The organism is Stenotrophomonas sp. YJH_SMC_40, from assembly GCF_059368615.1.
Genome location: NZ_JCAFRX010000001.1, coordinates 262,664 through 288,012 on the forward strand (window position 1 = coordinate 262,664; position 25,349 = coordinate 288,012).

The window sequence follows — 25,349 nt, forward strand, 5'->3', positions numbered from 1 at the left end:
GATGCTGATGCGCCATATCCGGTATTTCATCGCCGTGGCGGAGGAACTCAGCTTTACCCGTGCTGCGGAGCGGCTTCACATCGAACAGTCGCCGCTGTCGCGATCCATCCGCCAACTGGAGGATGACCTGGGCGTCCGGCTGTTCGAGCGCAACAGCCACGGCACCCGGCTCACCTGGGCTGGACAAGTCTTCCTCGAGGAGGCGCGGCGCGTGCTGGCGGCGGCCGAGCAGGCCCGTGCCGGCGCAAGGGCCGCCGCGACCGGATACCGCGGGCTCCTGCGAATCGCACTGTCCGACGGCATCTCGCCATCGCACCTGAGCAACCTGCTGGCCCGCTGCCGCGAGGAGTCGCCCGAGGTCGAGATCAGCCTGTTCGAAGTGACGCTCGCCCAGCAACTGAAAGGGCTGAGAGAGGGCGACTACGATGCGGGGTTCGCGAAGGCGGAGCATCCGGGGGAAGGATTGCTGGCCACGCCGGCGTGGAGCGAGCCTCTGGTGGTCGCGGTACCGGCGAGGCATCCCGCCTTGATCCATCCCGAGCTTTCCCTGATGGAACTGCTGTCCCACCCACTGGTGCTGTGCGACCCGGACGCGTGCGCAGGATGCAGCAGGCAACTCGACAGGCTGCTGCGTGCCGCGGAATGCGAGGTCAGGATTGCCGAAAGGGTGGCGTCCCATGACTTGCTGATGGCGCTGGTGGCGGCGGGCTACGGCCTTGGGATCACCACCCGCACGCATCTGTCGCTATGGCGGCATCCGGATGTCGTCTCGCGTCCGCTGGCCGGTGAAGTGCCCCCGTTGACGACCTACCTGTTGCGCCGGGATGCCGAGGACTCGGAGCAACTGCGGAGTTTCGTAGAGCGATTGCACGGTGCCACGATGCCCGAGCCCGACAAGGTGTAGTGAGGCGTTTGTGCCAGGGATCGGGGGGAGGATCGGAGCAGTCGGCCAACTCATGGGAAGCGGCCAGGTACTCTCCGGGAAGCTCGATCTCGCTGATACTCCCGTGCTCTGGCATGAAGTTCACATGGCGTGGATGGTGAAGGCTCGCGACAACCGCTTGTTCACATTGCAAGCAACAGATCGGCCAGTGCCTGCGGATGGGTGAGCATCGCATCGTGTGGTGCATCCAACTCCAGGTAGTTCCAGCCGTCGTTCCTGGCCCGGGCGACGGAGCGCGCGAGCAGATCGCCGGACGCCTGGCGACAGCGGATGTAGGTCTTGGGTCCGTCAGGCAATGGACTTTCTAGACGGACAGACTCGAAGTAACTGTGTGGAGGCTGGCTCTTCAGGCGCGCATCCATCCAGGTCTGGTCGGAGAGGGATACTCCGAAATCCGATGCGGGCAGTGGAGGGATACGCCAGTCAGGATCGGTGGCCACGGCACTGGCGTAACGATCAATGAGATGGGGCGCGTGGTCGAGCAACTTCTCTCCGTTGGCAGGCAGGAAAGCGTCGAGCAGCACGAGATGGTCGATCCTCTCGCCCAGCCGTGATGCGGCAACACAGACCGGGAATCCGGCATAGCTGTGGCCGACGAGCGTGATCGATGCAAGTCCTTCGGCAGCGGCAAGGATATCCTCGACGTGACGACTCAGCCCGAACCGCCCCGGCTCGCCATCCAGGCCGCTTAGCGTGGGTGCCACCACATGCCGCCCCGAATCGGCAAGCACGGGAATCAGGCGCTCCCGGCACCAGCCACCGTGCCAAGCACCGTGGACGAGGACGAAATCACTTTTTGTTGGCGATCGTGTCATTGCCACGCGTGGCCGGACAGCAGCGGATACAGGGACATCACGAGCAGCACGGCCATCGCGATGTTGAAGACGCGCAGGTGGCGCCGGTCCGTGAGCCAGCGGCGCAGCGTCGTGCCGAAGGCGGCCCAGACGGCGACGCTGGGGGCATTGACAACGGCATAGAGGACCGCGATGGCGATCACCGCCGGCACGCCGCCCTCTGCGGGTGCGTACGTGGCGATGGCCCCGATGGCCATGATCCATGCCTTGGGATTGACCCACTGGAAGGCGGCGGCCTTCCAGAAGCCGAATGGCCGACCGGGGGCCGCCGTCTCCTGCAACGGCTGTGAGGTCGCGATCTGCCAGGCGAGCCAGAGCAGGTAGATCGCACCGACCACGCGCAACGTGGTGTACAGGGATGGGTACGCGAGGAACAGGCGCCCGAGTCCCGCCCCCACGCCGAACACCATCGCCGCGAAGCCGATGCTGATGCCAAGGATGTGCGGCACGCTGCGAACGAACCCATGGTTGAGCCCCGAGGCGAGCAGCATGGTGTTGTTGGGGCCGGGCGTGATGGAAGTCACGAACGCATAGGTCATGAAGGCAAGGAGCAGGTCGGGGCGCATGGGCAAAGGGGCATCGCGGTCATGGAAGAGGAAGGTGGTCGAGGTCGATCGCTGCGACGGGTCACGGTACGCCGATGCAGTGCGCGATGAATCCGCTGCGCTGCTCGATGCGGCGGTAGTAGGCGTCCACCGCATCCAGGCGCGGATGCTCGAAGGGCGTCTGGTACCAGCGATGGACCGACAGCCCTATGGCGATGTCCGCCAGGCTGAAGTCCCCGCCCGCGACGTAGGCGCCGGTATCGACCAGTTGGCCGTCCAGTACGCGCATGAACCGATGCCAGTCTTCCAGGGATCGCTGGATCTGCCGGGCGTCCGCGTGCTCCGGCGAGCGTCGCACCAATGCCATGAAGGCATGGCTCCACGCACGGTTGAGGTCCGACGCCTGCCAGTCCAGCCACTGGTCGACGCGGGCGCGCGCCATGGCATCGCGTGGATACAGCGCGCCGTCGCCATGGCGATTGGCGAGGTAGCGCAGGATGGTGTTCGATTCCCACAGCACGAAGTCCCCGTCGATCAGCACGGGCACCATCGCGTTCGGGTTGAGTGCCTTGAACATGTCCGTGTTCACGTCGCTGTAGCCGCTGCCCCAGTCCTCCCGCTCGAACGGCAGGCCAAACTCGGCGCAAGCCCAAAGGACCTTGCGGACGTTGATGGAGGATCGCTTTCCAAGAATCTTGAGCATGTGCTGTCCCAGTGGGAGTCAGGGCGCAATGGCGTCCAGGGTGTTGCGGACGGGAGCCGAGAGGGGCCGGACGTCAGGCGGGCATGAGTTCCTCGCGGCGCTGGATGATGCGCGACACGAGCCCGTAGGAAACCGCCTCCTCGGCCGGCATCCAGAGGTCGCGCTCGATGTCCTTCAGCACGCGTTCCAGGGGCTGGCCGGTCTCGCGCGCGATGACCTGGGCAATGCGCTCCCGGGCCTTGATGATCTCCTTGGCCTGGATCGCGATATCGCTCGCCGGTCCACCGGCACCGCCGCTCGGCTGGTGGATCAGGAACCGGGTCTGCGGCAGGCAGAAGCGTCGCTCGCGTGGGGCCCCCAGGTAGAGATGGGTGGCTGCGCTGCCGACCCACCCCGTGCCCACCATGTTGACGGGCGAGGAAACGAAGCGCACGACATCGTGGATCGCATCGCCCGATTCGAGGTGGCCTCCCGGAGAGGAGACGATCATGGTGATCGGTGCGCTGGATTCCGCGTCCAGCGCCAGGAGCTTGCGGACGGTCTCCGAGGCCAGCGCATCCGTCACGGTCCCGAACACGAGTACCGTGCGTGCGCGAAAGGCCTTTTCTTCGAGGAAGGTACTGGCGCCTCCTGGCTGGGCGACGGAGGGCGATTCTGTATTGCTGGCGAACATTGAAGGAGGACTCCGGGGTTTCAAGGGGGCGTGTCGAACCCACGCGCATGGCGGGAATGCACGGGCAGCATCAGGATAAAACCTCAGGTTAACTTGAGGTCAAGCGAGGTGTCAGGCAGCGCGAATCGGATGTTGGCGATCGGCCACACCCTCGCCAAGCGACCTTCTCGCGTGGACCCATGGCAAGAGCCGGACAGGCCGCGAACTCGGGTGCGGGGGACGAAATCACCGGATGGTCGTCATCGCGGAGTGCGGGTGTCTCCGCTGAGTGCCGCATCGGCGGCATGGTTGGGCCCTGGAGCACCCGACGCATCGCTGGCGACCAGGTCCAGCGCCGACAGCAGCGCATCGCCCTCGACCAACCCATGCAGCAGCAGTGATCTTCCCGTGAGGCTGTCTTCCAGCCGCACGGTGGGCGTGGCGTTGATGCCGCTGCGCAGGGCCTCGTCGGCCTGCGCGCGAACGATGGCTGCGGGTCGGTCGCTGTCCAGGCATGCCTGGATGGCGGTCGTCATGCCTGGCCAGGCATGATCAGTGGGCAGCCCCTGGCCATCGCCTCGGGTGTTTTGGTAGAGCCATGCGATGGCATCGAAGAACGCCTCGTGGCCTTGGGCCTCACCTGCGCACTCGGCCATGCGGGCCAGCCGACTCGCCTCGGGATCGTGCATCGCCAGCGGCAGGTGATGCCACCGCAGGCTGGCCTCGGGATGGGCATCGATCCAGGCCATCAGGGTCGGGTAGTAGGCCTTGCAGAACGGACACTCCAGGTCGGCGTACAGCGTCAGCGTGAAGCGCGCATCGGCTGGGCCGCGGCGCCAGGGTGGGCCGGCCGGATGTGCCTGCGCGACCTCGGGCCCCGTGCGCGGTGCCGGCGCACCGGGCGTGCGGTACAGGAGCCAGCCCAGCAGGCCGACTACAAGGATGCCAGCGACCACCCAGGGCAGCCGTGGCAGGCGCCCGGCGCGCTTGCGAATGGCCTGGGACCGGCTCGGCAAGGTGGTTCGCTTCGAGGACATGACGCGCTCCGGTCATTTCGGCAGGGACAGCGGCGGCGATGCGATGCCACGCGCCTGGTCGATCTTTTCGGCCACCTTGAAGGCGGCATCCAGTTCGCCGATGCCGTACTGGCGCATGAGCTGGTAGCGCTCGGCCTTCTCTTCCGGTTCGGTCTGCGCAAGGGCCAGATAGAGGCTGGGCGGCACGGCGCGGAACAGCACTTCCATCGACTTGGACAGGATGACGCCCTCGCTGAACTTGCCCGCCTCCTTGCGCGCGGACAGCATCAGCGCCTTCTGCGCGGGTGAAAGTTCGCGGAACCGGGCGATCTTCTCCACCTCGTCGGGCGGCATCGACAGGCAGATCCACCACTCGATCATGTTGAGCATGGGCTCGGCGGCCTTGGGCAGGTCGTCGATGTTCTGCGTCGCCAGCCAGTACCACGCACCGAGCTTGCGCCACATCTTGGTGATCTTGACCACGTAGGGCGCGAGCAGCGGGTTCCTGGTGATGATGTGGCCTTCGTCGGTGACGTTGATGATCGGCCGGCCCAGGAACTGGTCGCGCTCGGCGATGTTGTTCACCGTGTTGATCAGCGAGATATAGGCGATGGAGAGCTGCGCGTTGTAGCCCTCGCGCGCGAAGGTGGCCAGATCCACGATGGTGATGTCCGCCTCGGGCCAGGGCGTGCCCGGACGGTCGAACATCTCGCCGTCCGCGCCCTGGCAGAGCATGTCCATCGCATCGGCCATCTCCAGCAGCCGCGCGCGCCGGGCATCCGGCAGGTTGGCGTCGCGGGCGCGTTCGCGCAGCGCGTCGCGCACGTCGCGGGTGAGCACCGTGCGCGCCTGTGCCACGCAGCGCTGGGCGGCGTCCAGGATGCACTGGCGAATCAGGCTGCGGTCGGCGCGCGTCATGCGCGCTTCCTCCTTGTCCTCGCCGCCGGTGATCATCAGCCGGGCGGTGATTTCGAGTTCGCCGAGCACATCGCGCTGGTCATCCCCGTCGTCGGCTGGATGGGTGTCGCCGTCCTCGTCCAGGGCGTCGGCGTCCAGCGTCTGCACCTGGCCCGGTGTATCCACCAGGCGCCAGGCATCGGCGAATGGCGCCAGGCTCACGCCCGCGCCGGGCGCCAGCTTCACGCGATGCACGCTCAGGCCCAGCCGAGCGGCGAAGTCACCGAACAGGCCAAAGCTGTTGCCGGCCTCGACGATGAACAGCCTGGGCCGGTAGATCGCCGTGACCTGGTTGAGGATGTTGTTCAGCGTGGCGCTCTTGCCGGAGCCGGTCGGACCGAAGAGGAACAGGTGGGCGTTCATCTGCCGGTCGAGCCGGTTCAGTGGATCGAAGGTGATCGTGCCGCCGCCTCGGTTGAAGAAGGTGATGCCCGGATGGCCGGTGCCCTGGCTGCGCCCCCACACCGGCGCCAGATTGGCCGCGTGCTGCGCGAACATCAGTTGCGTGTACCACTGCCGCTTGTCCGCCGCCGGGTCGAACAGGCAGGGCAGCCAGCGCAGGTAGGTGTTGAGCGGCGCCACCTCGTCCTCTTCGCGCACCGGCTGCAGGCCCGCATTGAGCATGACATTGACCAGTTGCAGGCCGCGGGCGTCTAGCTGCGCCATGTCGCGGCCGCGCAGGTAGAAGGCCAGCGTGCCCCGGTACAGCTTGTGCGCACTGCCGATGAGGCCGCGGGCCTGCTGCACGTCCTGGCGCGCCTGTTCGCTGGCGAGCGTCTCGCCGACCGCCTTGCGGGCCAGGTGGTTGAGGTGCGCCTCCAGCACATCCTGCGGCGTGGCGACCAGGGTCAGGCACATCACCGTGTCCTCGGGCATCTGGTCGAACAGCGCGTTCATCGCATCGCCGCCCTTGCGCGTCTCGCCGGTCACGTGTCCGGTCGCGGGGGGCGAGCGCAGGCGGTCCATGACGATGACCCGGTGCGGCATGCCGTCGAAGAACCATAGGCCGTTGGCGACATCCGAGCGCGGCTGGCCGAAGAACAGGCGCTGCGCGAAGTCGCCGCTGGCCAGCTCGATCTCGCCCTCTTCCCGTTCCTCCGGGTAGCGGGCCAGCGCGTAGAAGCGCTCCCGGTCTTCGGCCGTGCTGCCCAGCGCGCCGGGATTCGGGTTGAACCAGCGCAGCAGCCAGTCGTGAATGTCCGCCGCGCCAAGGCGCCGGGCCTTGACGCCGGCATTCGCCAGGCCGCCGACCAGGCGGTCGCAGATCGTCGCCAGGGCCTGCTCGGGCGATTGCCCCCGCCGGGCCGATGCGGCGTCCGGGGTGCGCCGATAAACCACCATGCGCACGCGCCGGGTCTGGCCGCGCCACGGCAGGCGTGTGACCGTGGTGTCCTCGAACAGGCCGCCCGGCTTGGCGATCGCGCGCAGGTGGTGACCGAAGAAGCGCAGGTAGAACTCGCTGAACGCGCTGCCCTGCGCGCGTGGATGCAGGTATGCCCCCAGCGTGCGCAGGTAGTGGTCCCAATCGGCTTCGTCCTGCGCGTAGAGCTGCACCACCCACGGGTTCTCGTCCAGCTCGTCGAAGGAGTCCTGCAGCGCATTCTCCAGGGCATCGCGGGCCTGCCACAGCCAGGCGGTCTCGCGCCCTTCGGTACCGATCGGCTGCAACTCGAAGAACGCCGCCACCGATTGGCCATCTTCGAGCAGCATGCACTTCGGGGCCGGCAGGTACTCGACCCAGGGCAGCAGGTCGGCGAAGGACGGCGCCACGTCGTAGAGCGCCGCATGGTCGGCCTGCGTCGCGGGTCGCCGATGGTTCGACCCAGGGGCGTCGCCAGGTGCCTCGATGCCCTGCGCGGCGAGGCGGGCGACATGCCGCGTCCAGGCGTCCGGCTCGATGTCGGCCTGCACTGGCCTGGGGGCCGGGCGACGCGGCCACGGCAGTCGCCAGCCCATCAGTAGTCCTCCAGCCGCTCGCCCGGCAACGCGTACTGCACGCGCTGGTAGAGCGGGAAGACGGTGCTGTAGCCAGGCACCGGTACCGGGTCGGTGCCGGCCAGGTGCGGAAAGACGTACATGACCAGATCGGGGTTTGGCAGTCGATGGAACTGTCGCTGGATCTCGTTCGCTGCCGTGCGGGTGTAGGCCGCGTTCCGGGCGGGTGCCGCGAGGGTGCCGGCGTCGGTCAGCGGGCGGCGCAGGTCCTGGCGTGCGTCGAGCAGCAGGCGGCCGGCCTGGCCTCCGCTGTAGCCGCCAGTCTCGTGCTGCCAGATGTCCAGCATGGTGTGCTCGCCCCGGGGCAGCAGCTTTTCCGAGCTGGCGGCACAACCCGCGAGAACGGCGGCGGCGAGCAGGACAAGGGGGAGGTCAATCCAGGTCCGACGCATGCACTTCTCCCATGAGGTGATTCACCCGGCGCCCCTGGGCGTCGTGGTCGATGGCGATCGGCTGCTCCAGGTGCACGGCCACCCTGGCGCCGGGCTGCACGTAGACCGCCGCGAAGGCCTGGCCGTAGAGCTTGTTGACCCAGTCGGCCATGTCGCGCACGCCACCGGCCAGGATGCGGCCCATGGCCTCGTTGCCCGAAATGCCGACCGTGCCCAGCGAACCGCTGTTGTTGGCGACCACGGCCACGCTGCCGTTGTCGGACTTGATGAGCGAGGCGGCGCCTGCGCCGGCCGCGGTGATCAACGCCTGCGATCCCAGGTACTGCTGGGCATTGCTGCGGCGCTCGCCCGAGACGCACGGGATGCCGTAGGGATCGCTGATCCAGCCCAGGCCGTCCAGCAGACTGGTGCTGTTCTGGCTTCGACTGCGCTTGCCGTCGTCCTCCGGCACCGTGCGGATGGTGCCGTCGCTGAACACGAAGGTGATGGAACGAACCTGCCCACGCACGCACGAGAGCGTCCAGTCGCCCGAGGCCGTGCCGCTGACCACCGCACCGGCCACGTCGGGAATCTCGATGCCGTTGGCGGCCAGGTTGTCGGCCCCGATCAGCACCTTGAAGGGAAACGGGTCGTTGACGGTGCCGTCGATGGGAATGCGCCCGATCAGCGCAGTCATGGCGACCGAGCCCATCAGCGTGGCGTTGGTGGGCACCGTATAGACCGCCTGGGTGGTGCCGGCAACGGCCTGCGCCGTCCTGTCGCTGACGGCCTCCGCCGCGGCCGTCAGCCCCGGCGAGGCTGGGCCGAAGCCGGAGGGAAATCCCGGCAAGCGCTGGCCGCCAGCCGAACCGCCCTTCGGATCGGGCCGGGCGTCATCCGGTTCGATCCAGCGCATGCCACCATCCTTGAGCGGCCCGCCGTCATGCCCCTCCAGTCCAAGGCCGATCGGCAGGTCGGCGGCATCGCCCTTGCCGGACAGTCCGTCCAGGCGGCGCTGCAATTCCTGCATCAGCCCTTGCGTCTGCTGCCGGTCGTTGGCGGCCTGGGTTCGCTCCTGTTCCAGGCGGCGGCGTTCGCTGTCGAGGGCGTTCTGGATGCGCTGGTCGATCGCACCCTCGCGGGTACGCAGGCGCTCGTTCTCCGCCTTGTGCTGGCGGTTGTCGCTCAGCGCGGTCTGCAGCTCGGTGCGGAGCTGCTTGACCTGCGCGACCAGGGTGGCGACGGTATCGCGCGGGGTGTCGCCCGCGATGCCGAGCGCCTTCATTTCTTCGGGAGTGAGCTGCCCCGGGACATCCTGCTTGCCAGGTGCAGCGTCACTGCCTGAGAACAACCTGGCACCGACAAACACCAGCAACAATGCCATCGGAATCAGCAGCCAATTCAACAGGGGATTACTCCTCATCGGACGTCCTCCCCGCAGCGGCGGCCGGCGGGAAGTTCGTGCCGGCATCGATGGGGCTGAGCACCGGCATCAGGGACTCGGCCAGGCCACGGCCGCGCGTGACCAGATAGACCACCGTGGTGTCGGTCGAAGCGCCCGCCGGCCCCAGGTCGGGATGCTGGAAGGTCGCGGCCACGAAGTCGCCTTGCAGCACCCTTGGATCGAGATCGATCCGGTGAGGTGAGGTGTTGGTCAGGCGCACGGCGGTGACCCACTGGTCTTCGAGTCGCCAGGCCGCCAGCGCCCGCGCCTTCAGCGGCAGCGTTGGCAGCAGTGTGTCCAGCGCGAGCGGGCGCCGCAGCGGCACGCGCCCGATGCCGGCCACGGGCTCGACGGTGCGCAGCGGTGCGTAAAGGTTCTGCGCCGCGTAGCGCGTCAGGACAACGGCTACCGGCGTCTGCCGACGCTTGGCGGGTTGCGCTGCTTGGCTCGGACCGGCGGCAGTGTCACCGCTGGCCTCCGCGGCGGCGTCCTGCAGGACGATGCGTACAGGCTCCAGCGGCTGCTCGTCTTCCCGGGCCTCCGTGGCGGCGATGTCGACCAGCACGATGGCGCCGGATTCCACATCCTGCAGTTGCAGCCGCGTCGGCGCGATGGCCTCGCTGGCGCGCAGGTAGATGGCTCCACCCGCGCTCTGCACGCGCAGCCGCTCGCCCAGGCTCGGGGGCAGGCCGACACGCACGTTGCGGTCGATGAAGACCACGCGCTCCTGGCCGACGACCAGCGGGACGGCCAGCGGCAGCCGCTGCCAGCGCAGGATCTCGATGGCATGGCTGTCCGGCACCAGGCCGAAGCCGAGGGCCAGGCTCGCCACGATGGTGAAGACGTGGTGTTTCATGGGTTGCCTCCCTGCGAAAGGCCGCCGCCGGGCGTGCCGGACGGAGGCACTGCCGGCGACGGTGCCTCGATGCGCTGCGGCGCGCCGTCATAGCAGTCCAGCGCAAGGCCGAAGGGGTTGTGCTGGGGATCGACGTCCAGCCGCACCACTTTCAGCGGATAGCGCACCAGGGCCCGCTTGACCTGCTCGGCGCCGTAGTACTCGTCCGCGCTGACATCGAGCGTGACGATCCAGTCGCGGCTGGAAACCGTCTTTACCCGCATCGTGGGGTTGTCGCCAAAGCCGCGCCCCGGAATCTCGTAGATGCCGCGCACCCGCTGGCGCAATTCGCCACTGCTGCGCCGGTGCTCGTAGTCCTGGCGCAGGAAGGCCTGGCAGGCCGGTGTGAAATAGGCCGACAGCGCGTGGAGGTTGCGCGGGTAGTCCTGTTCGCCATCCGTCGGCCAACGTTGTACCTGCTGCCAGACGTAGAAGGCGAACGCATAGACATTCTCGGGCGGCACATCCCACCAGGCGCGGGTGCTGCCCGAGCGCAGATCGGGGGGCACGTGGATCGTCAGTTGCCTCGGCGCACTCCACCAGCCGAAACCGAGCAGAAGCGCCACCACGAACAACGCACCGGCGCCCAGGCGCAGCGTGCGCACATGGGCCTGCAAGTGATGGACTTCGTTCCTGAAACGGCTCATGAGGCGGCTGCTCCGCGTGAGCGCCGGGTGGTCCAGTACCCCAAACGCGTGATGAGACGGTGCCCACCGAGCCAGGACGCTGCCAGCGGATGGCGCAGCGCCAGGCGCCACTGCAGTTGCCGGTACAGCCAGGTGTCCGGGCGGCCGCGCTTCTGCCGGCGCAGGAAGCCGCCACCACCGAACACGCCAGCCGCCACGCCGGCCACGATCAGGGTCGGTACCATGGCGACGCTGTGCGTGGCCCAGGCCAGCGGCACGCCGGCGATGAACCCCGCCACCGCGGACAGACCGGCGCAGATCCAGAGTTCGTCGGCGGTCAGGCCCCTCACCACCACGGGCTGGCGGTTCAGCCTGTGCGGCAGGAAGGTCACCAACCCGTCACGCGCGATATCGTTCAAGGCAGCCATCGCCGATCAGAGCACGCCAGTGGCCTTGGTCAGCAGCCAGATGCCGACCACCAGCAGGATCGCGCCCACGGCCACGGTGAGACCGAACTGGCCCCATGTGGCGCGACCGGTATGAATTTCCGAGTAGCGCGTATAGGCGTGGTAGCACACACCGACGAACATCGAGGCGACCACGAGGAGCGCGATCAGCAGCACGATGTCGTAGCCGTAGTTCTGCAACGTCTGCATGATGCCGCTGCCCTGGCCGCGCGACGGATCCTCGATGGTCGGCAGGCCCTGCGCCCGGGCCGCCAGCGGCAGGCCCAGCAGCATCAGTGGCGCGAGGATGGTGGTGGCAACGCGATGGGGAATCGGATGGGTCTTCATGGCGGTAGGACCTTTCGTGGTGGTCAGGACAGGAGGAAATAGGTCAGCACCAGGTACATCGCGACGAATCGCACGACGACACCCAGGAACTGACGCTGGGACAGGCGCTGCTCGGCCCACCCGGTGTAGGCGGTACGCATGGCCCACACGCCCCACAGGAGCAGGACGGCGAACACCAGGCCGAGCACCACCGTGGCCACGGTGGCGGGGGCGAAGCCGCCGTTGGCCTGGAAGGCGCTGACCTGGGCGGCGTTCATTGGGGTGCCCCCTCGTCGGAGGGCGGGCTGGACTGGCGGTAGTCACCGGACAGCTCGACCGGATCGCGCGGCTGGGCGCGCGGCGGCGTCAGGTAGTCCTGGATGCCCGCCCGAACGCGCTGGAGGTCCTCGCGCAGGCGGGCATGGTCGAAGTGGTAGCGGGCGCGCTCCTGCGGAGCGGTATGGGCGGCGTGCTCGGCGAGGCGATCGATCAGGTCGAGCTGGCGAACCAGGGCCGCAAGCTGCTCGCGTTCGATGCCATCGTCTGCTGCGGCCGCCGATTGGTAGGTCGAAGGTGCGATCAACAGTATCGCCACCCAAAGGCCTGTCCAATGCGTGCAACTGTCGATCCGAAGTGCCATGCCAATCCCCATGAAGCGAATGACACGATGTTGCGGTGAGGCAGTCTCTGGTACCTCAATCAATGCGAACCGGTCAGCTTCCGGATTCGTGCGCCGAAGCGGAAGCCGGCCAACTGCGACCGCGAGCCCACGTCAGCGACGGGCATCATGGCTGGCGTTTTCGTTTGTTTCGTTTTCGTTTGTTTCGTTCTAGAATGCTGTGCCGTGCACTTCAACTGACCGAGATATCACATGAACACCTCAGCGCACGCCCGCATGAAGCTGCCTGACGAGCAGGAGGTTCAATTGGCGGCCCAAGGTCAGCGGGCTCTCGCATCCTGTCTTTCTGGCAAGCGCAAAACCAGGCGTATCCGGCTTTACGATGAAGCAGACCGGGCACATGAGATGGAATTGCCTGTCTCGACGCTGCGCCTCGTGGAAGAAGTTCTCAACGGACTCGCTAGGGGTGACGCCATAAGGGTGGTGTCGGTAAATGCCGAATTGACTACCCAGGAAGCGGCTGATCTCCTCAATGTGTCCAGACCTCATCTGGTGAAGCTTCTGGAGGATGGTGAGCTGCCATTTCTTCGCACAGGCAAGCACCGGCGTGTTCGCCTGGCCGATCTGCTGCAGTTCAAGGACGCGAGGGAACAGGCCAGTGCGCAGGCCATGGACGAACTGAGCCGTCAGGCTCAGGAACTGGGGATGGGTTACGAATGAATGCCAAAGAAATCGGCACAGTCAAATCTGCGCTCAATGACGAACAGCAGGAAAACGAGAAATGCCGATTCCAATAATCGACCTCTTTGCTGGTCCCGGCGGGCTGGGAGAGGGCTTTGCCTCTCTCAAGGGACACAAGCGGCAGCCATTCTTCGAGATCGGTCTATCCATCGAGAAGACTGAGGTTGCGCATCGAACACTGATGCTGCGAGCGGCGTTCAGGCGCCTGCGCGGTACCAAGGATGTCAGGCATTACTACAGCTACGTACGGGGTGAGCTCGACGAAGCTTCGTTCCGTCGGATTCCTGCCGTGGCCAGCGCCTTCGAGCATGCCGCCAAGGAAGCAAGATGTCTCGAACTTGGCAAGTCCGACGAAGCCAGCATCGACGATGAAATCCGGTCTGCACTGAATGGGCAGGAGACCTGGGTACTCATCGGCGGTCCGCCCTGCCAAGCGTATTCCCTTGCCGGACGGTCACGGCGCGCCAACGACAAGGATTTCCACAAGGACGAGAAGCACTTTCTCTACAAGGAGTACCTGCGGATCATCCAGGTTCACAAGCCCACCATCTTCGTGATGGAGAACGTCAAGGGATTGCTGTCGTCCAAGCACTCCGGAAATCCGATGTTCGAGAAGATCATTGCGGATCTCTCTTCTCCCGCGGATGGACTGGAGTATGAAATTCGCTCCTTCACGAAGAAGGGAAACAGCGCTTCTCTGGAGCCTGCGGACTACCTGATTCATTCCGAACGCTATGGCATACCCCAAAGCAGGCATCGAGTCATCCTGCTTGGAGTTCGAAAGGGACAGGGCGTGCCACAGCATCAATTGCTGGAACCTGTATCAAAGCCTGTGACTGTCAGGCAGACCATTGATGACCTGCCACGAATTCGGAGCCGACTGTCCAGAGGAGATTCTCTGGAGGCTTGGCGCAAGGCGGTTCAGGCGGCACCTGCCTACGTCAAGGGATGGAGAGCCGAGAACGAGTCCGCCATGGTCGAATCGATGCGGGCCTTTGCCGCTTCAGCCACCAGTGTCAGCACCGGAGGTGCCTTCATACAGAAGGAATACAGAAGGCCCAAGAAACCAACCGAACTGCAGCAGTGGCTGCATGATCGAAGCCTTGGTGGTATCTGCCAGCACGAGGCACGTGCGCACATGGCCTCCGATCTGGCCAGATACCTTTTTGCGGCGACCTTTGCTCATTCGCAGGGTTATTCCCCTCGGCTGGATGTCTTTCCGCCCAAGCTGCTGCCGGATCACTTCAATGTGCAATTCGGCAGTGAGTTCGAGGCCATCCCATTCAAGGATCGGTTTCGCGTGCAGTGCAAAAACGAGCCGGCCACAACGGTGGTGGCGCACATTGCCAAGGATGGGCATTACTACATTCATTACGACCCTTCGCAATGCAGAAGCCTCACCGTCAGGGAAGCCGCGCGCCTGCAGACATTCCCGGACAACTATTTCTTCGCAGGCAATCGCACGGAGCAATACACGCAGGTCGGGAATGCTGTTCCTCCGCTGCTGGCGCACAAGTTGGCCAAGATCGTGCGGAGTCTTTTGAACGAAATGAACAGGAAGAGGCGCAGGCAGGTCAGTGACCGAGCGAACAGCAAGCCGATGGAAAACCCGAGGCGCAACGCTCCCGAGCAGGCTCAGGTTCCGCTGCTTGCCGAGGCCGACTGACCGATCACCAAGGCTTCCTCGTCGCCATGCAGCCACTCCTCAACCAATCGCGCAGTGTCCTCGACCGACTGCTTCAGCGCGCACTCCCACACGGTGGCCACGCGCCAGCCAAGAGACCGAAGCGTCTCCACGTGTCGCCTGTCACGGTCAACATTGCCCAGGAACTTCCGTTGCCAGAACTCTTCGTTGGTTCGAGGGGTAGTGGTATAGCGGCAGCCTTCGTGCCGATGCCAGAAGCAGCCATGGACGAACACCACCGCTCTGTGCCTTGGGAACACAAGATCCGGGGAGCCGGGCAGCTTTCTGACATGAAGTCGATAGCGAAATCCTCTGGCGAAAAGAAGCGATCGAAGGGTTCGCTCCGGCCAGGTATCCTTTCCGCGAATGCTCGACATCATGCGGCTGCGCTGAGGGGTGGTCGGGACGCGCATGACCTTGGGGACATCCAGCCTGGATATTTTCAGCAACCGCTGCTTCACACCGCTGTCAGTCAATCGGACAGAGGGGATGCAGACGCTGAAAGATTAGCAGAAGTCGATTCACGAGAGATCACGAGGGGGCATCCTGATGGCAAGGGAACATAGACATCCACCAAGCGCGGCCTGCCTCTCGGCATCGATGAGGGATCTCGGGTACTCCCTCGAAACGGCCATCGCGGATCTGATCGACAACAGCATTTCTGCCGGGGCAGACAGGATCGACATCATCTGCGATGTGTCCGGCGAGCTTCCTCTGGTCGTCATTCTCGACAACGGCAAGGGAATGACGGAGGAAGAGTTGCTGGCGGCAATGCGTCATGGAACCGATAGCCCCAGACGACACCGTTCGCCAAGGGATCTCGGGCGCTTTGGTCTTGGACTGAAGACGGCGTCGTTCTCGCAGTGCCGCTCCCTGACAGTGGTCAGTACAGGTGATGCTTCCATCTGTGGTGCCGAGTGGAACCTGGATCGCATCGATGCGGCAGACGACTGGATCCTGAGCATCCTTGATGAGGCCGACATCCAGGCGCTGCCCTATGTCGATCGCCTCGGAAGGCACGGCACCGCAGTCCTCTGGCGAGAACTCGATCGCATGCTCGAAGACGAAGTCGGGGATCGGCGGCAGGAAATCGTGAACGAGAAGCTTGAGGTGGTGGGGCGACATCTCGCCCTCGTCTTCCATCGCTTCCTTTCGGGCGAGGTCAAGGGGCATCCCAGAGTCACGCTTGCCATCAACGGTCACCCCATTGCCGCATTCGATCCTTTCTGCAGAAAGAATCCGGCCACTCAGGTTCTTCCGGAGGAAATTGTCCGCATCGGCGATGCGGAAGTGCGCCTGCAGCCCTATGTGCTGCCACACCATAGCCGTCTTTCCGCGTCCGAGTACGACTACTACCAAGATCGCAGTGACTTCATCTCCAACCAGGGAGGCTATGTCTATCGGAATGGGCGTCTGATGGCGTGGGGAGACTGGTTCCGGCTGGTGCCCAAGGGTGAGGCCACCAAGCTGGCGCGGGTGCAGATCGACTTCCCCAACAGTCTGGACGAAGCCTGGACAATCGACATCAAGAAGTCGCGCGCGCGCCCCCCACATGCGGTGCGTGAGCGCCTGCGCCAGATCATCGCCAAGATCACCAACCGTAGCGTGACGGTACATCGGGGACGCGGACAGAAGCTGTTTCAGGAAACCCAGGCACCGTTCTGGGAGCGCTATGCCGATCATGATGGCATCCGGTTCGCGATCAACGACCAGCACCCGATCATCGTCTCACTGGCAGAAAGACTCTCGCCAGAGGACGCAGACCTGATGCGCACGCTGCTTGATTCGGTTGCTGCCTCATTGCCGGTCGAGATGATCTATTCCGACTACTCGACCCACCCGCGCGAGATCAATCAACGATCGGTGGATGAAAGCCAGACCATGGATCGCCTGAGAAGCCTGCGCCAGGTGCTGTATGGCGACGGGCCGGGCGATGCGAAGGTCTTTCTTCAGATCGTGCGCTCCACGCATCTCTTCGATGGCCAGATGGATCTGGTCGAAAAATTCATCAATGAGGCCTTTGCATGAGCATTGCAGCCATCACGGCAGAACGAAACATCGCCAACGCGCTCATCTCGGGCCTTGCCAACATGGCGGAAACGCCGACGCGCGATCAGGTGGAGGAAAAGGCAAGGCAGATTGCTTCAATCTTCGGCTATGCGGGAGACCTCCGCAACATTGTCACCGAAGCCATGGAATCGGTTGTGACCCGCATGGGAGCAGGCATTTCATTGGTCGATGTCAGTGCGAAGCATGACGATCAATGGGTTCACAAGCGCGAGGACGTCACCTGGACCTATGCCGGTGCATACGAGGAATTTCTTCGCAACGAGGGCTGGCCTCCACAGATGGTTCAGTCGCTGAGCGATGTGACCACCCGCATTCTTGGCCACCTTCAGGATCCACTGAGCGAAGGCACGAGCTGGAACCGCCGTGGCTTGGTCATCGGCCATGTGCAGTCAGGGAAGACGGCCAACTACACGGGTCTGATAGCACGTGCAGCCGATGCGGGCTACAAGTTCATCGTCGTCATCGCAGGCATTCACAACAACCTGCGCAGGCAGACACAGCAGCGAATCGACGAGGCCTTCATCGGTCGGTCGAGTGATCCCGAGGATCGCCGCAACATCGGTGTCGGTCTCGCTCCGGGATATCCGCATCCGGCAACGCTCACCAACATCAACGAGGACTTCAACAAGAATACAGCCGCCAAGAGTGGCTGGAAGATCAACGACTTCAGCAAGCCGATCATCCTGATCATCAAGAAGAACGTCACGACGCTCACTGCGTTGCACAAATGGCTGAAGGCACTGAACGCCGAAGGGGAAGACCGCATTTCCGATGTGCCGATGCTGCTGATCGATGACGAGGCCGACAACGCATCGATCAACACGAACAAGGAAGACCTGGACCCGACCCGGACGAATGCGATGATTCGCCGCATCCTGGGGCTGTTCGCGAAGTCCTGCTACGTCGGATATACGGCAACCCCGTTCGCCAACATCTTCATCAATCCGGATGCCTATGGCGATGACGTGCGGGAAGAGCTTTTCCCTCGCGACTTCATCTATTGCCTGGATGCGCCCACAACCTATTTCGGGGCGGAGAAGGTCTTCCTAAATGAGGCGACCAGCGAATCGATCGTCAGCCCGATCGACGATTGCGAGGATTTCATTCCCTACTCGCACAAGCGCGACGCCCCTGTCCATGAGCTGCCCCCGAGCCTCTATCGCGCATTCGACGAATTCATCATTGCACGCGCCATTCGAAACCTGCGCGGACAGGCCAGCAAGCATTGCTCGATGATGGTCAATGTGTCGCGCTTCGTGCCGGTGCAGAAGGCTGTGCGCGATTTCCTGAGCCTCAGGGAGAAGAAGATCAGGGAAGCGGTTCTCGCAAACTACGCGATGCCGGAAGATGTTTCTTCAAGGAACATGTACATGCAAGGCCTGAAGGATGCCTTCCTCGCCGAGTATGCCGATGTCGGGGTGACCTGGGAGGAAGTGAAGGCAGCCCTCGTCGGTGTCTTCGAGCACCTTCATCTCTACGTCATCAACAGCAAGAGTGACGAAGTGCTCGACTACACCCGGTACGAGAAGGAAGGCATCGGGCTGACGGCGGTCGCGGTCGGTGGCCTGAGCCTGTCGCGAGGTTTGACCATCGAGGGACTGACCGTCAGCTACATGTACCGCAACACGAAGATGTACGACACCCTCATGCAGATGGGGCGCTGGTTCGGTTACCGACCGGGATTCGAGGACCTCTGCCGAGTCCACCTCTCTCGCGATTCGATCAACTGGTATTCCCACATCGCTGATGCCGCCGAAGAACTTGTGCAGCAGGTCAAGCGCATGCGACGTGATCGCCTCAGCCCAAAGGACTTTGGGCTTTACGTCCGCTCGCATCCGGACAGCCTGCTGATCACGGCCGCGAACAAGATGCGGGCTGGTCAGGAAGTCACCGTCGAACAGAGTTTCAGCGGGCGACTGCGTGAAAGCTACATTGTCTCCACAGACCCCGATGTGAATGCCAAGAACTTTGAGCTGATCGCCGATCACTGGCGAAATGGATTCGGCGGACGGCCGGAGGAGTTCACCGAGAAAGGCGTCATCTTCAGAGACGTGCCCGTCGAGGTGATCGACGATTTTCTCACTAGATTCGAATGCCATTCGACCTTTGCGGGACAGAAATCAGACGTGGTGAGCTATCTCGAACGGATCGCGACGAAGCGTCCGCTTGCTGATGTCCTGCTGATTTCTCCCCCGGGTGGGTCGGGCGGCGAACGCCCATACACCTTGAGGAATCAGGTGCGTGTCGTCGGGAAGAATCAGCCGAATGGCACTGCGTGGCGCCTGAACAAGGACAGGGTTGCTTCGCGTGGTGACGAGAAGCTCGGGCTCAGCGACGAGCAACGCGCTGAGGCGAGAATGGTCGCAGGCGACGACGACGGCTCGGGGGCGGTATCCGACACACATTACCGGATGGTGAGGGACAGGCCCCTCCTCATGATTCACAGTCTGGAGCCCAAGGGCGATGCCGTGATGGGGCCGATCGCTGCCTTTGGCATGAGCTTCCCATACGGGGACTACTCGACAACCATCAATGTCGTCGTCAACAAGGTCTGGCTCCAGCAGATGCAGGGCTATGTGGACGATCCTGACGAGGAGGAAGACTACGATGCCTGAAACCTCGCCATGGGATGAAATTGCCGTTCCTGGCACGGACTTCAATGTCCGCCAGGTTGCGGCGAAAACGGCCGTGCCCTGCTTCTGGGGACGTGATGTCAGTGGTGCCTGCCTGTTCATTGTGGAGCTGCACGGCGACCACACAGCCCAGTACCGGAAGAACGCGGTCACGGTGAACGGCGTCGATGTCGATCTTCGTGCCGGAGATCAGGGGCAGCAACACCTGGTCCTCGCTCTTGAAAGACAGGTTGATCGCGATCTTTTCGAGGGACTGTGCCGTACCCTTGCATTCGCGCTGGAGCACGCCACCGATTCGGCCAGCTCTCTGGCAGTCTCGCTGGCGCACATCCGTCGTTGGAAGACGTTCCTCTCGGGCCGAAGTCAGTATCTGTCCGCAGAGGATGTTCGAGGCCTCTTCGCCGAAATCGTCTTCCTGACGGAACTGATCGATCGGGAAATGTCGAGCAATGCCGTCGTCGAAGCCTGGCTCGGCCCGGAACGGTCACATCAGGATTTCATCTTCGGGAACACGGCTGTCGAGGTCAAATCGCTCTCGGGTGCCGAACGGAGCAGTATCCGCATTTCGTCGGAAGACCAGCTCGAATCCCTGAACGATGCACTGTTCCTGCGCGTGTACCGGCTGAGCAATCTGACTGACGCGGCAGGTGCCCGCTCGCTCAACGAGCTTGTCGCCGCCGTCCAGGCGCGGCTCGGCAAGGCAGAGGCCGTCGAGGCCTTTGACCAGAAGCTGGTTGCACACGGCTACGCGCCGCTCCCTGACTACGATGAACCGCGTTTTGTCGTCAGCGACGTGCGCAGCTATCGGGTCGCCGGTGATTTTCCGCGTCTCATGCGATCACAATTGCCGACAGGGATTGCCAAGGTAGCCTACGACATCAGACTGGAAACAATTGCTCAATACGAGTGCGACGGGGCTGCTGTCTTCGGAGGCGAGTGATGGAGCAAACCGGCGAAGAGTTCTTCCACGACTTCCGGCAGGAACTGCTGGCGGGAGCCGAGGCCAATGGCAGATTTCAGCTCGACGAGTTCATGGAAACCATCGCTGCAGAGCTTGTCGAAACAGGCTTCACGGAAGGCTTCGAACTTTGTCATTTCCGGGCGCAACGTGGCATGCGCGTGGACGGCTACTGGTTCAATGATGAGGGAGTCCTGCACCTCTTCATCGCAGACTTCGAGTCCCGCAACGAACTGGCGTCCCTGACAAAGACGGACGTGGATGCGGCATTCAAGCGTGTTGCCAACTTCTTCGATGCAAGTATCGACAGGAATCTGGCTGACGATCTGGAAGTCACTTCGCCGGAATACGGCCTTGCCAGACAGATTGTCGATCGCAGAGGTGCCATCGGCTCGCTCAACCTTGTTCTGTTCTCCGAGCGCACGCTCAGCGGGGCAGTGCAGAGCCTTCCGGATGGAGAAGTTGCTGGCGTTCCCACGAGTTATCACGTATGGGATATTTCGCGTCTTCATCGTCAGCGAAGTTCACGCAGCCACAAGGAACCACTCGATCTCGACTTCGAGCAGATGTTTGGCCAAGGCATCGCCTGCCTTCCCGCTCACTTGACAACCGATGCCTATCAGTCCTACCTCATGGTCATGCCAGCAGATGTGCTGGCGACCCTGTACGGAAGTTTCGGAGCGCGCCTGCTGGAGCAGAACGTCCGGACATTCCTGCAGGCTCGTGGCAATGTGAACCAGGGCATACGGGCAACGATCCTGAATGAGCCGGGAATGTTCTTTGCCTACAACAATGGGATCACGGCCACTGCGCAGAGTGTCGAAACCGAGGCAACGGATTCCGGTCTGGCGATCACAAGGATTGTCGATCTTCAAATCGTCAATGGTGGGCAGACCACTGCATCCCTGTTCCATACGCGGAAGCGGGACAAGGCGGACCTTTCCCAGATATTCGTTCAGATGAAGCTGTCCGTCATTGACAGCCAGCAAAGCGAGATGGTTGTGCCGAAGATATCGGAGTATGCGAACACCCAGAATAGGGTGAATGCTGCCGACTTCTTCTCGAATCATCCGTTCCATGTCCGGATGGAAGGGTTCTCGCGGCGCATATGGGCGCCGGCGCAGAAGGGGTCCCCCCGCGAGACGCGCTGGTTCTACGAGCGCGCACGCGGTCAGTATGCCGATGCACAGTCAAAACTGACACCAGCAGAGCAGCGTCGCTTCAAGGCCGAGCATCCCAAGCCGCAAATGTTCACCAAGACAGATCTCGCAAAGTTCGAAAATGTCTGGGATGACCATCCGAGATGGGTCAATCTTGGCTCGCAGAAGAACTTTGCGCGCTATGCTGCGAGAATCGGCAGCGAGTGGGAAAAATCGTCCGATGCCTTCAACGAGTTCTACTTCAAGAGAGCCGTCGCGCGCGGACTGATCTTCCGTGCCACCGAGCGCATCGTTTCTGCGCAATCTTGGTACAACGGTGGGTATCGAGCAAACATCGTGGCCTACACGCTGGCGGTATTGGCCGATATCACGAAGCGAAGAAAGGCGAGCATCGATTTCCTGGGCGTCTGGAATGCACAGATGGTTGATACCGTGTTGGAGGATGCCATCGCTGTCGTGTCTGGCGTGGTGAACGATGACATCACCAAGCCACCACACGGTATCTCGAACATTTCCGAATGGTGCAAGAAGGAGGCATGCTGGACGAGGATACAGGCTCGTACCGACGCCATTGCCAATCTTCTCCCGCTGGAGTTCTACGATCGACTTGTTCCGCAGGATGATCAGGCAGCGATCGTGAAGACTGCGAAGCAGACGCAGAGGATTGACAACGGCATCGAGGCGCAGCGAAAAGTGCTGGCTGTTCCCGCTGCGGAATGGGCTCGCATCCATCAGTTGCTGCTTGAGAAGGATCTGCTCACGCCAAAGGAAGACGGCGTGCTTAGGGTTGCCATGCAGATTCCCTCCAAGCTCCCGACAGAGAAGCAGAGCGTGGTGCTACTAGAAATTCTGGAGAAAGGTCGTCCTGAGGGCGTGGTTGTGCGTGATTCCTAAGTGCCGCAGGTTGGCTGTCATGGGAACTTTTTGAAGGTCTCCATAGAGAATCGAATCGGGCGCTTAGAGACACTTTGCCATCATCTTGGAGCCCGACGAAGGAGCAAAAAATGCAGAAGCCCGCCGCACAGCAGAAGACCGTCCTGGAGACGATTCTGGACTGGTCAAAGGATCGTCCACTCTGGCAGCGTGATGCCCTGCGCCGCATCATCGCAAACGGCCGTCTGACGGACGCCGATATCGGCGAACTCGTGGACCTTTGCAAACAAGGCAAAGGTGCACCCGTTGGCGCGCTGAAAGCGATACCGCTGGAGAAGGACCACCTTCCGGCCAACCCCGGTCAGACCGCCGCGGTATCGCTTCTGTCGATCGCCGACGTGACCGGCGTGAACAACCTTGCCGCCGGTCAGACCCTCGGCTTCGAGCCGAATGGAATCACGATCATCTACGGCGACAACGGTGCGGGCAAGTCCGGCTACGCACGCATCCTGAAGCGCGCATGTCGTGCAAGGCATGCCGGAAAGATCGAACCCAATGTGTATGCCGATCAGCCCCCAAAGCGCGTCGGCGCGAACATCGCGTACGAGGTCGGCGGTGTGCCGCAGCCGGCCGAACAGTGGCAGAACGGCGCAAATCCGCATGCAACGCTGTCAGCGGTGAGCGTGTTCGATAGCGACTGCGCCTCAGTCCATATCCGCGAGAAGAACGAAGTTGCATTCCGGCCCTTTGGCCTGGACGTGCCGGATGAGCTTGCTGCAGCCTGCCAGGCGGTAAAGGACGCCCTCGCAGCTGAGCAGAAGCAGCTTGAGAAGGCCCGCCATCCGATCTTTGCGGCGCCGACCTGGAAGGCCACCACGGCCGTGGGAAAGGCGCTGGCCGCGCTGAACGCCAATACTGACGCAAAGAAGATCGAAACCCTGGCGGCGCTCTCGGCAGACGAAAGCGCCCGTCTTGAGCGTCTGCGGGCAGACCTGTCGAAGAATCCGACCAAGGCAGCGGCGGAACAGACCGTCAAAGCCGACAACGTCATGCGGCTGATTACCGCGGTGAACAGCATTGCAGCCAGAACCACCGATGAGGAGCTGCTGGCGGCCGCTGCCCTCGCCAGGGACGCACGGTCGAAACGGGACGCCGCACGTCTTGCCGCGGAGAAGGCCTTCACGGGCGAACCCCTTGCCGGCGTCGGCGGCGAGACATGGCGGGCGCTTTGGGATTCCGCTCGACGCTACTCGACGGAGATTGCATACCCCGGACAGCCGTTTCCGCCGTCGGCCGAAGACGCGCATTGCATGCTTTGCCAGCAGCCATTGGAAGCTGAGGCACGTGCACGGATGGCACGCTTCGAGGATTTCATCCAGAAGGACACGGAACAGCTGGCACGCGAGGCAGAGAAGGCAGCTCAGACCGCACGTCAGGCCATAGCTGCCGGGGCAATCGGCACGCGGGCTGTGAAGGCCAGTCTTGATGAGCTGGGCCTCCAGAATGAGGCGCTGCAGCAGCAGACGCGCCGCTTCATCGCCGCAGCCCGGCTGCGGCGCCACGTTCTGCTCAAAGCCCTGGGCGGAAACGGCGAGGTACAGCTTCCGCCCGTTCCAATGTCGCCGCTACCTGATCTCGACCAGCTTCAGACCACGATCCGCAATTACGCCGCCGAGCTGCGCAAGTCCGCTGACGCGGATGAACGCAAGAAGCTCGAAGCCGATTTCACCGAGTTGAGCGATCGAGCGCTGCTCGCCGGCATGCTGCCGGTCGTCACCGACGAAATCCAGCGACTGAAGACCATCCGGTTTCTGACCGAGTGTGCGGGCGACACGGCGACGAACACCATCACCAAGATGGGCAATGACATTGCCGACACCGTGATTACGCCTCGGCTGCGCGACAGGTTTCAGGAAGAGATTGTCCGGCTTGCGGCCTCGAAGGTTCGCGTCGAAATCGTGCGCTCCGGCGGCAAGTACGGCTCACCGCAGTATCAGGTGCGCCTCTTCGCCAAGCCGGATGCCAAGGTCCACGAAATCCTGAGCGAAGGGGAAAAGACCTGCGTGGCGCTGGCCGCCTTCATGACCGAGCTTGCCACTGCGATGCACCGCTCTGCTCTGGTCTTCGATGACCCGGTGTCCTCATTGGACCATCGCTGGCGCGGGCAGGTGGCCAAGCGTCTCGTGGAAGAAGCGGAGAACCGTCAGGTCATCGTCTTCACGCATGATCTGGTGTTCGTGAACGATCTGAATGACCACGCGACGAAGACCGGGCGGGCCGTGCGGCTCACGACGCTCAGTCGTGGCGCCGCGGGAGCCGGTATGGTGGCCGACGGCCTGCCCTGGAAGGCCCAGAGCGTCGAAGATCGCATCGACAAGCTGGAGAAGGCGGCACGTGCGGCAAAGCTGCTGCATGACAACAACCAGGAAGACGAGTACGCGGTCGAGGTGGCAAAGCTCTACAACTCGCTGCGCGCCACATGGGAGCGCGGCCTGGAGGACATCGCTTTCGTCCGCGTTATTCAACGCCACAGGGACTACATCAACGCCAAGGACCTGAAGAAGGTCAGTGCGCTCAACGAGGCTGACTGCGATGCTTTCGCCGCCGGATTCAAGAAGTGCTGCGACATTGTTGACGCACACGATCCATCCAGCGGCAGGAATGCCGCGCCACCACCACCTGCAGATCTCTTTCAGGACATCCAGGCTTTGAAAGACTGGGCCGTGTCTCTGCGTGACAGGCAGAAGAAGGTTTCCTAACCCGAAGTCTCTCGCACACATGCTCACGTTGTTTGCGCAGAGAGGTATCGGTAACTGAGTCATGCGTACTGTTTCGCA

23 protein-coding genes are annotated in these 25,349 nt (G+C 63.2%); 8 read left to right on the forward strand and 15 right to left on the reverse strand.

Features of this window, described 5'->3' with window-relative positions; all coding sequences use genetic code 11:
- Nucleotide 1: 1 nt before the first annotated feature.
- Complete coding sequence (locus AC5P6X_RS01230; RefSeq protein ID WP_329756906.1) at nt 2-904, forward strand: LysR family transcriptional regulator; 903 nt, start codon at nt 2-4, stop codon at nt 902-904.
- 161 nt (nt 905-1,065) lie between these two features.
- On the opposite strand, the gene AC5P6X_RS01235 is transcribed toward AC5P6X_RS01230, so the two are convergent.
- The 14 genes from AC5P6X_RS01235 to AC5P6X_RS01300 form a co-directional block, all read right to left on the reverse strand.
- Nucleotides 1,066-1,758 (reverse strand): alpha/beta fold hydrolase, encoded by a 693-nt coding sequence (locus AC5P6X_RS01235; RefSeq protein WP_329756907.1) that lies wholly within the window; start codon nt 1,756-1,758, stop codon nt 1,066-1,068.
- Nucleotides 1,755-2,363, reverse strand: coding sequence for a LysE family translocator (locus AC5P6X_RS01240; protein ID WP_329756908.1), 609 nt, complete (start codon nt 2,361-2,363; stop codon nt 1,755-1,757). The genes AC5P6X_RS01235 and AC5P6X_RS01240 overlap by 4 nt, the downstream gene beginning before the upstream one ends.
- A 61-nt stretch (nt 2,364-2,424) precedes the next feature.
- The gene (locus AC5P6X_RS01245; RefSeq protein WP_329756909.1) at nt 2,425-3,045 is read right to left on the reverse strand and encodes a glutathione S-transferase family protein; all 621 of its coding nucleotides are present in this window, start codon (nt 3,043-3,045) and stop codon (nt 2,425-2,427) included.
- Nucleotides 3,046-3,118: 73 nt separating this feature from the next.
- A complete protein-coding gene (locus AC5P6X_RS01250) occupies nt 3,119-3,718 on the reverse strand; it encodes an ATP-dependent Clp protease proteolytic subunit (RefSeq protein WP_222821562.1) in 600 nt (199 codons plus the stop codon).
- Between the two features lie 239 nt (nt 3,719-3,957).
- On the reverse strand, nt 3,958-4,734 hold the full coding sequence (locus AC5P6X_RS01255) for a DsbA family protein (protein ID WP_329756910.1): 777 nt from the start codon (nt 4,732-4,734) through the stop codon (nt 3,958-3,960).
- Nucleotides 4,735-4,746: 12 nt separating this feature from the next.
- Complete coding sequence (locus AC5P6X_RS01260) at nt 4,747-7,626, reverse strand: conjugative transfer ATPase (RefSeq protein WP_329756911.1); 2,880 nt, start codon at nt 7,624-7,626, stop codon at nt 4,747-4,749.
- Entirely contained in the window at nt 7,626-8,057 is a 432-nt protein-coding gene (locus AC5P6X_RS01265; RefSeq protein ID WP_329756912.1) for a TIGR03751 family conjugal transfer lipoprotein, read from the reverse strand. Before AC5P6X_RS01265 ends, AC5P6X_RS01260 begins: the two co-directional genes overlap by 1 nt.
- A complete protein-coding gene (locus AC5P6X_RS01270) occupies nt 8,038-9,459 on the reverse strand; it encodes a TIGR03752 family integrating conjugative element protein (protein WP_329756913.1) in 1,422 nt (473 codons plus the stop codon). Before AC5P6X_RS01270 ends, AC5P6X_RS01265 begins: the two co-directional genes overlap by 20 nt.
- Nucleotides 9,449-10,336, reverse strand: coding sequence for a TIGR03749 family integrating conjugative element protein (locus AC5P6X_RS01275; protein ID WP_329756914.1), 888 nt, complete (start codon nt 10,334-10,336; stop codon nt 9,449-9,451). The genes AC5P6X_RS01270 and AC5P6X_RS01275 overlap by 11 nt, the downstream gene beginning before the upstream one ends.
- On the reverse strand, nt 10,333-11,022 hold the full coding sequence (locus AC5P6X_RS01280; RefSeq protein ID WP_032958271.1) for a PFL_4703 family integrating conjugative element protein: 690 nt from the start codon (nt 11,020-11,022) through the stop codon (nt 10,333-10,335). The genes AC5P6X_RS01275 and AC5P6X_RS01280 overlap by 4 nt, the downstream gene beginning before the upstream one ends.
- Entirely contained in the window at nt 11,019-11,429 is a 411-nt protein-coding gene (locus AC5P6X_RS01285; RefSeq protein ID WP_329756915.1) for a TIGR03750 family conjugal transfer protein, read from the reverse strand. The genes AC5P6X_RS01280 and AC5P6X_RS01285 overlap by 4 nt, the downstream gene beginning before the upstream one ends.
- Before the next feature lie 6 nt (nt 11,430-11,435).
- A complete protein-coding gene (locus tag AC5P6X_RS01290) occupies nt 11,436-11,795 on the reverse strand; it encodes a TIGR03745 family integrating conjugative element membrane protein (protein WP_009618155.1) in 360 nt (119 codons plus the stop codon).
- A gap of 23 nt (nt 11,796-11,818) precedes the next feature.
- Nucleotides 11,819-12,052, reverse strand: a complete 234-nt coding sequence (locus AC5P6X_RS01295; RefSeq protein ID WP_329756916.1) for a TIGR03758 family integrating conjugative element protein — start codon at nt 12,050-12,052, stop codon at nt 11,819-11,821.
- Nucleotides 12,049-12,369, reverse strand: a complete 321-nt coding sequence (locus AC5P6X_RS01300; protein ID WP_427916875.1) for an integrative conjugative element protein, RAQPRD family — start codon at nt 12,367-12,369, stop codon at nt 12,049-12,051. Before AC5P6X_RS01300 ends, AC5P6X_RS01295 begins: the two co-directional genes overlap by 4 nt.
- Nucleotides 12,370-12,645: 276 nt before the next feature.
- Here AC5P6X_RS01300 and AC5P6X_RS01305 point away from each other — a divergent pair, with 276 nt between their 5' ends.
- The gene (locus AC5P6X_RS01305; protein ID WP_025513274.1) at nt 12,646-13,113 is read left to right on the forward strand and encodes a helix-turn-helix domain-containing protein; all 468 of its coding nucleotides are present in this window, start codon (nt 12,646-12,648) and stop codon (nt 13,111-13,113) included.
- A gap of 61 nt (nt 13,114-13,174) precedes the next feature.
- Nucleotides 13,175-14,800, forward strand: coding sequence for a DNA cytosine methyltransferase (locus tag AC5P6X_RS01310; RefSeq protein WP_025513273.1), 1,626 nt, complete (start codon nt 13,175-13,177; stop codon nt 14,798-14,800).
- On the opposite strand, the gene AC5P6X_RS01315 is transcribed toward AC5P6X_RS01310, so the two are convergent.
- Nucleotides 14,770-15,279 carry a very short patch repair endonuclease gene (locus AC5P6X_RS01315; protein ID WP_329756918.1) on the reverse strand — a complete coding sequence of 170 codons (510 nt, stop codon included), beginning with the start codon at nt 15,277-15,279 and terminating at the stop codon, nt 14,770-14,772. The genes AC5P6X_RS01310 and AC5P6X_RS01315 overlap by 31 nt on opposite strands.
- 88 nt (nt 15,280-15,367) lie before the next feature.
- Between AC5P6X_RS01315 and AC5P6X_RS01320 the strand changes: the two genes are divergently transcribed.
- The 5 genes from AC5P6X_RS01320 to AC5P6X_RS01340 all read left to right on the forward strand — a co-directional run bounded on the left by AC5P6X_RS01320 (nt 15,368) and on the right by AC5P6X_RS01340 (nt 25,271).
- A complete protein-coding gene (locus tag AC5P6X_RS01320; RefSeq protein ID WP_025513272.1) occupies nt 15,368-16,846 on the forward strand; it encodes an ATP-binding protein in 1,479 nt (492 codons plus the stop codon).
- Nucleotides 16,843-19,503 carry a Z1 domain-containing protein gene (locus tag AC5P6X_RS01325; protein ID WP_329756919.1) on the forward strand — a complete coding sequence of 887 codons (2,661 nt, stop codon included), beginning with the start codon at nt 16,843-16,845 and terminating at the stop codon, nt 19,501-19,503. Before AC5P6X_RS01320 ends, AC5P6X_RS01325 begins: the two co-directional genes overlap by 4 nt.
- A complete protein-coding gene (locus tag AC5P6X_RS01330) occupies nt 19,496-20,461 on the forward strand; it encodes a PD-(D/E)XK motif protein (protein WP_329756920.1) in 966 nt (321 codons plus the stop codon). Before AC5P6X_RS01325 ends, AC5P6X_RS01330 begins: the two co-directional genes overlap by 8 nt.
- Nucleotides 20,461-22,533, forward strand: coding sequence for an AIPR family protein (locus tag AC5P6X_RS01335; protein ID WP_432230955.1), 2,073 nt, complete (start codon nt 20,461-20,463; stop codon nt 22,531-22,533). Before AC5P6X_RS01330 ends, AC5P6X_RS01335 begins: the two co-directional genes overlap by 1 nt.
- Before the next feature lie 110 nt (nt 22,534-22,643).
- Nucleotides 22,644-25,271, forward strand: coding sequence for an AAA family ATPase (locus tag AC5P6X_RS01340; protein WP_329756922.1), 2,628 nt, complete (start codon nt 22,644-22,646; stop codon nt 25,269-25,271).
- Nucleotides 25,272-25,349 lie beyond the last annotated feature (78 nt).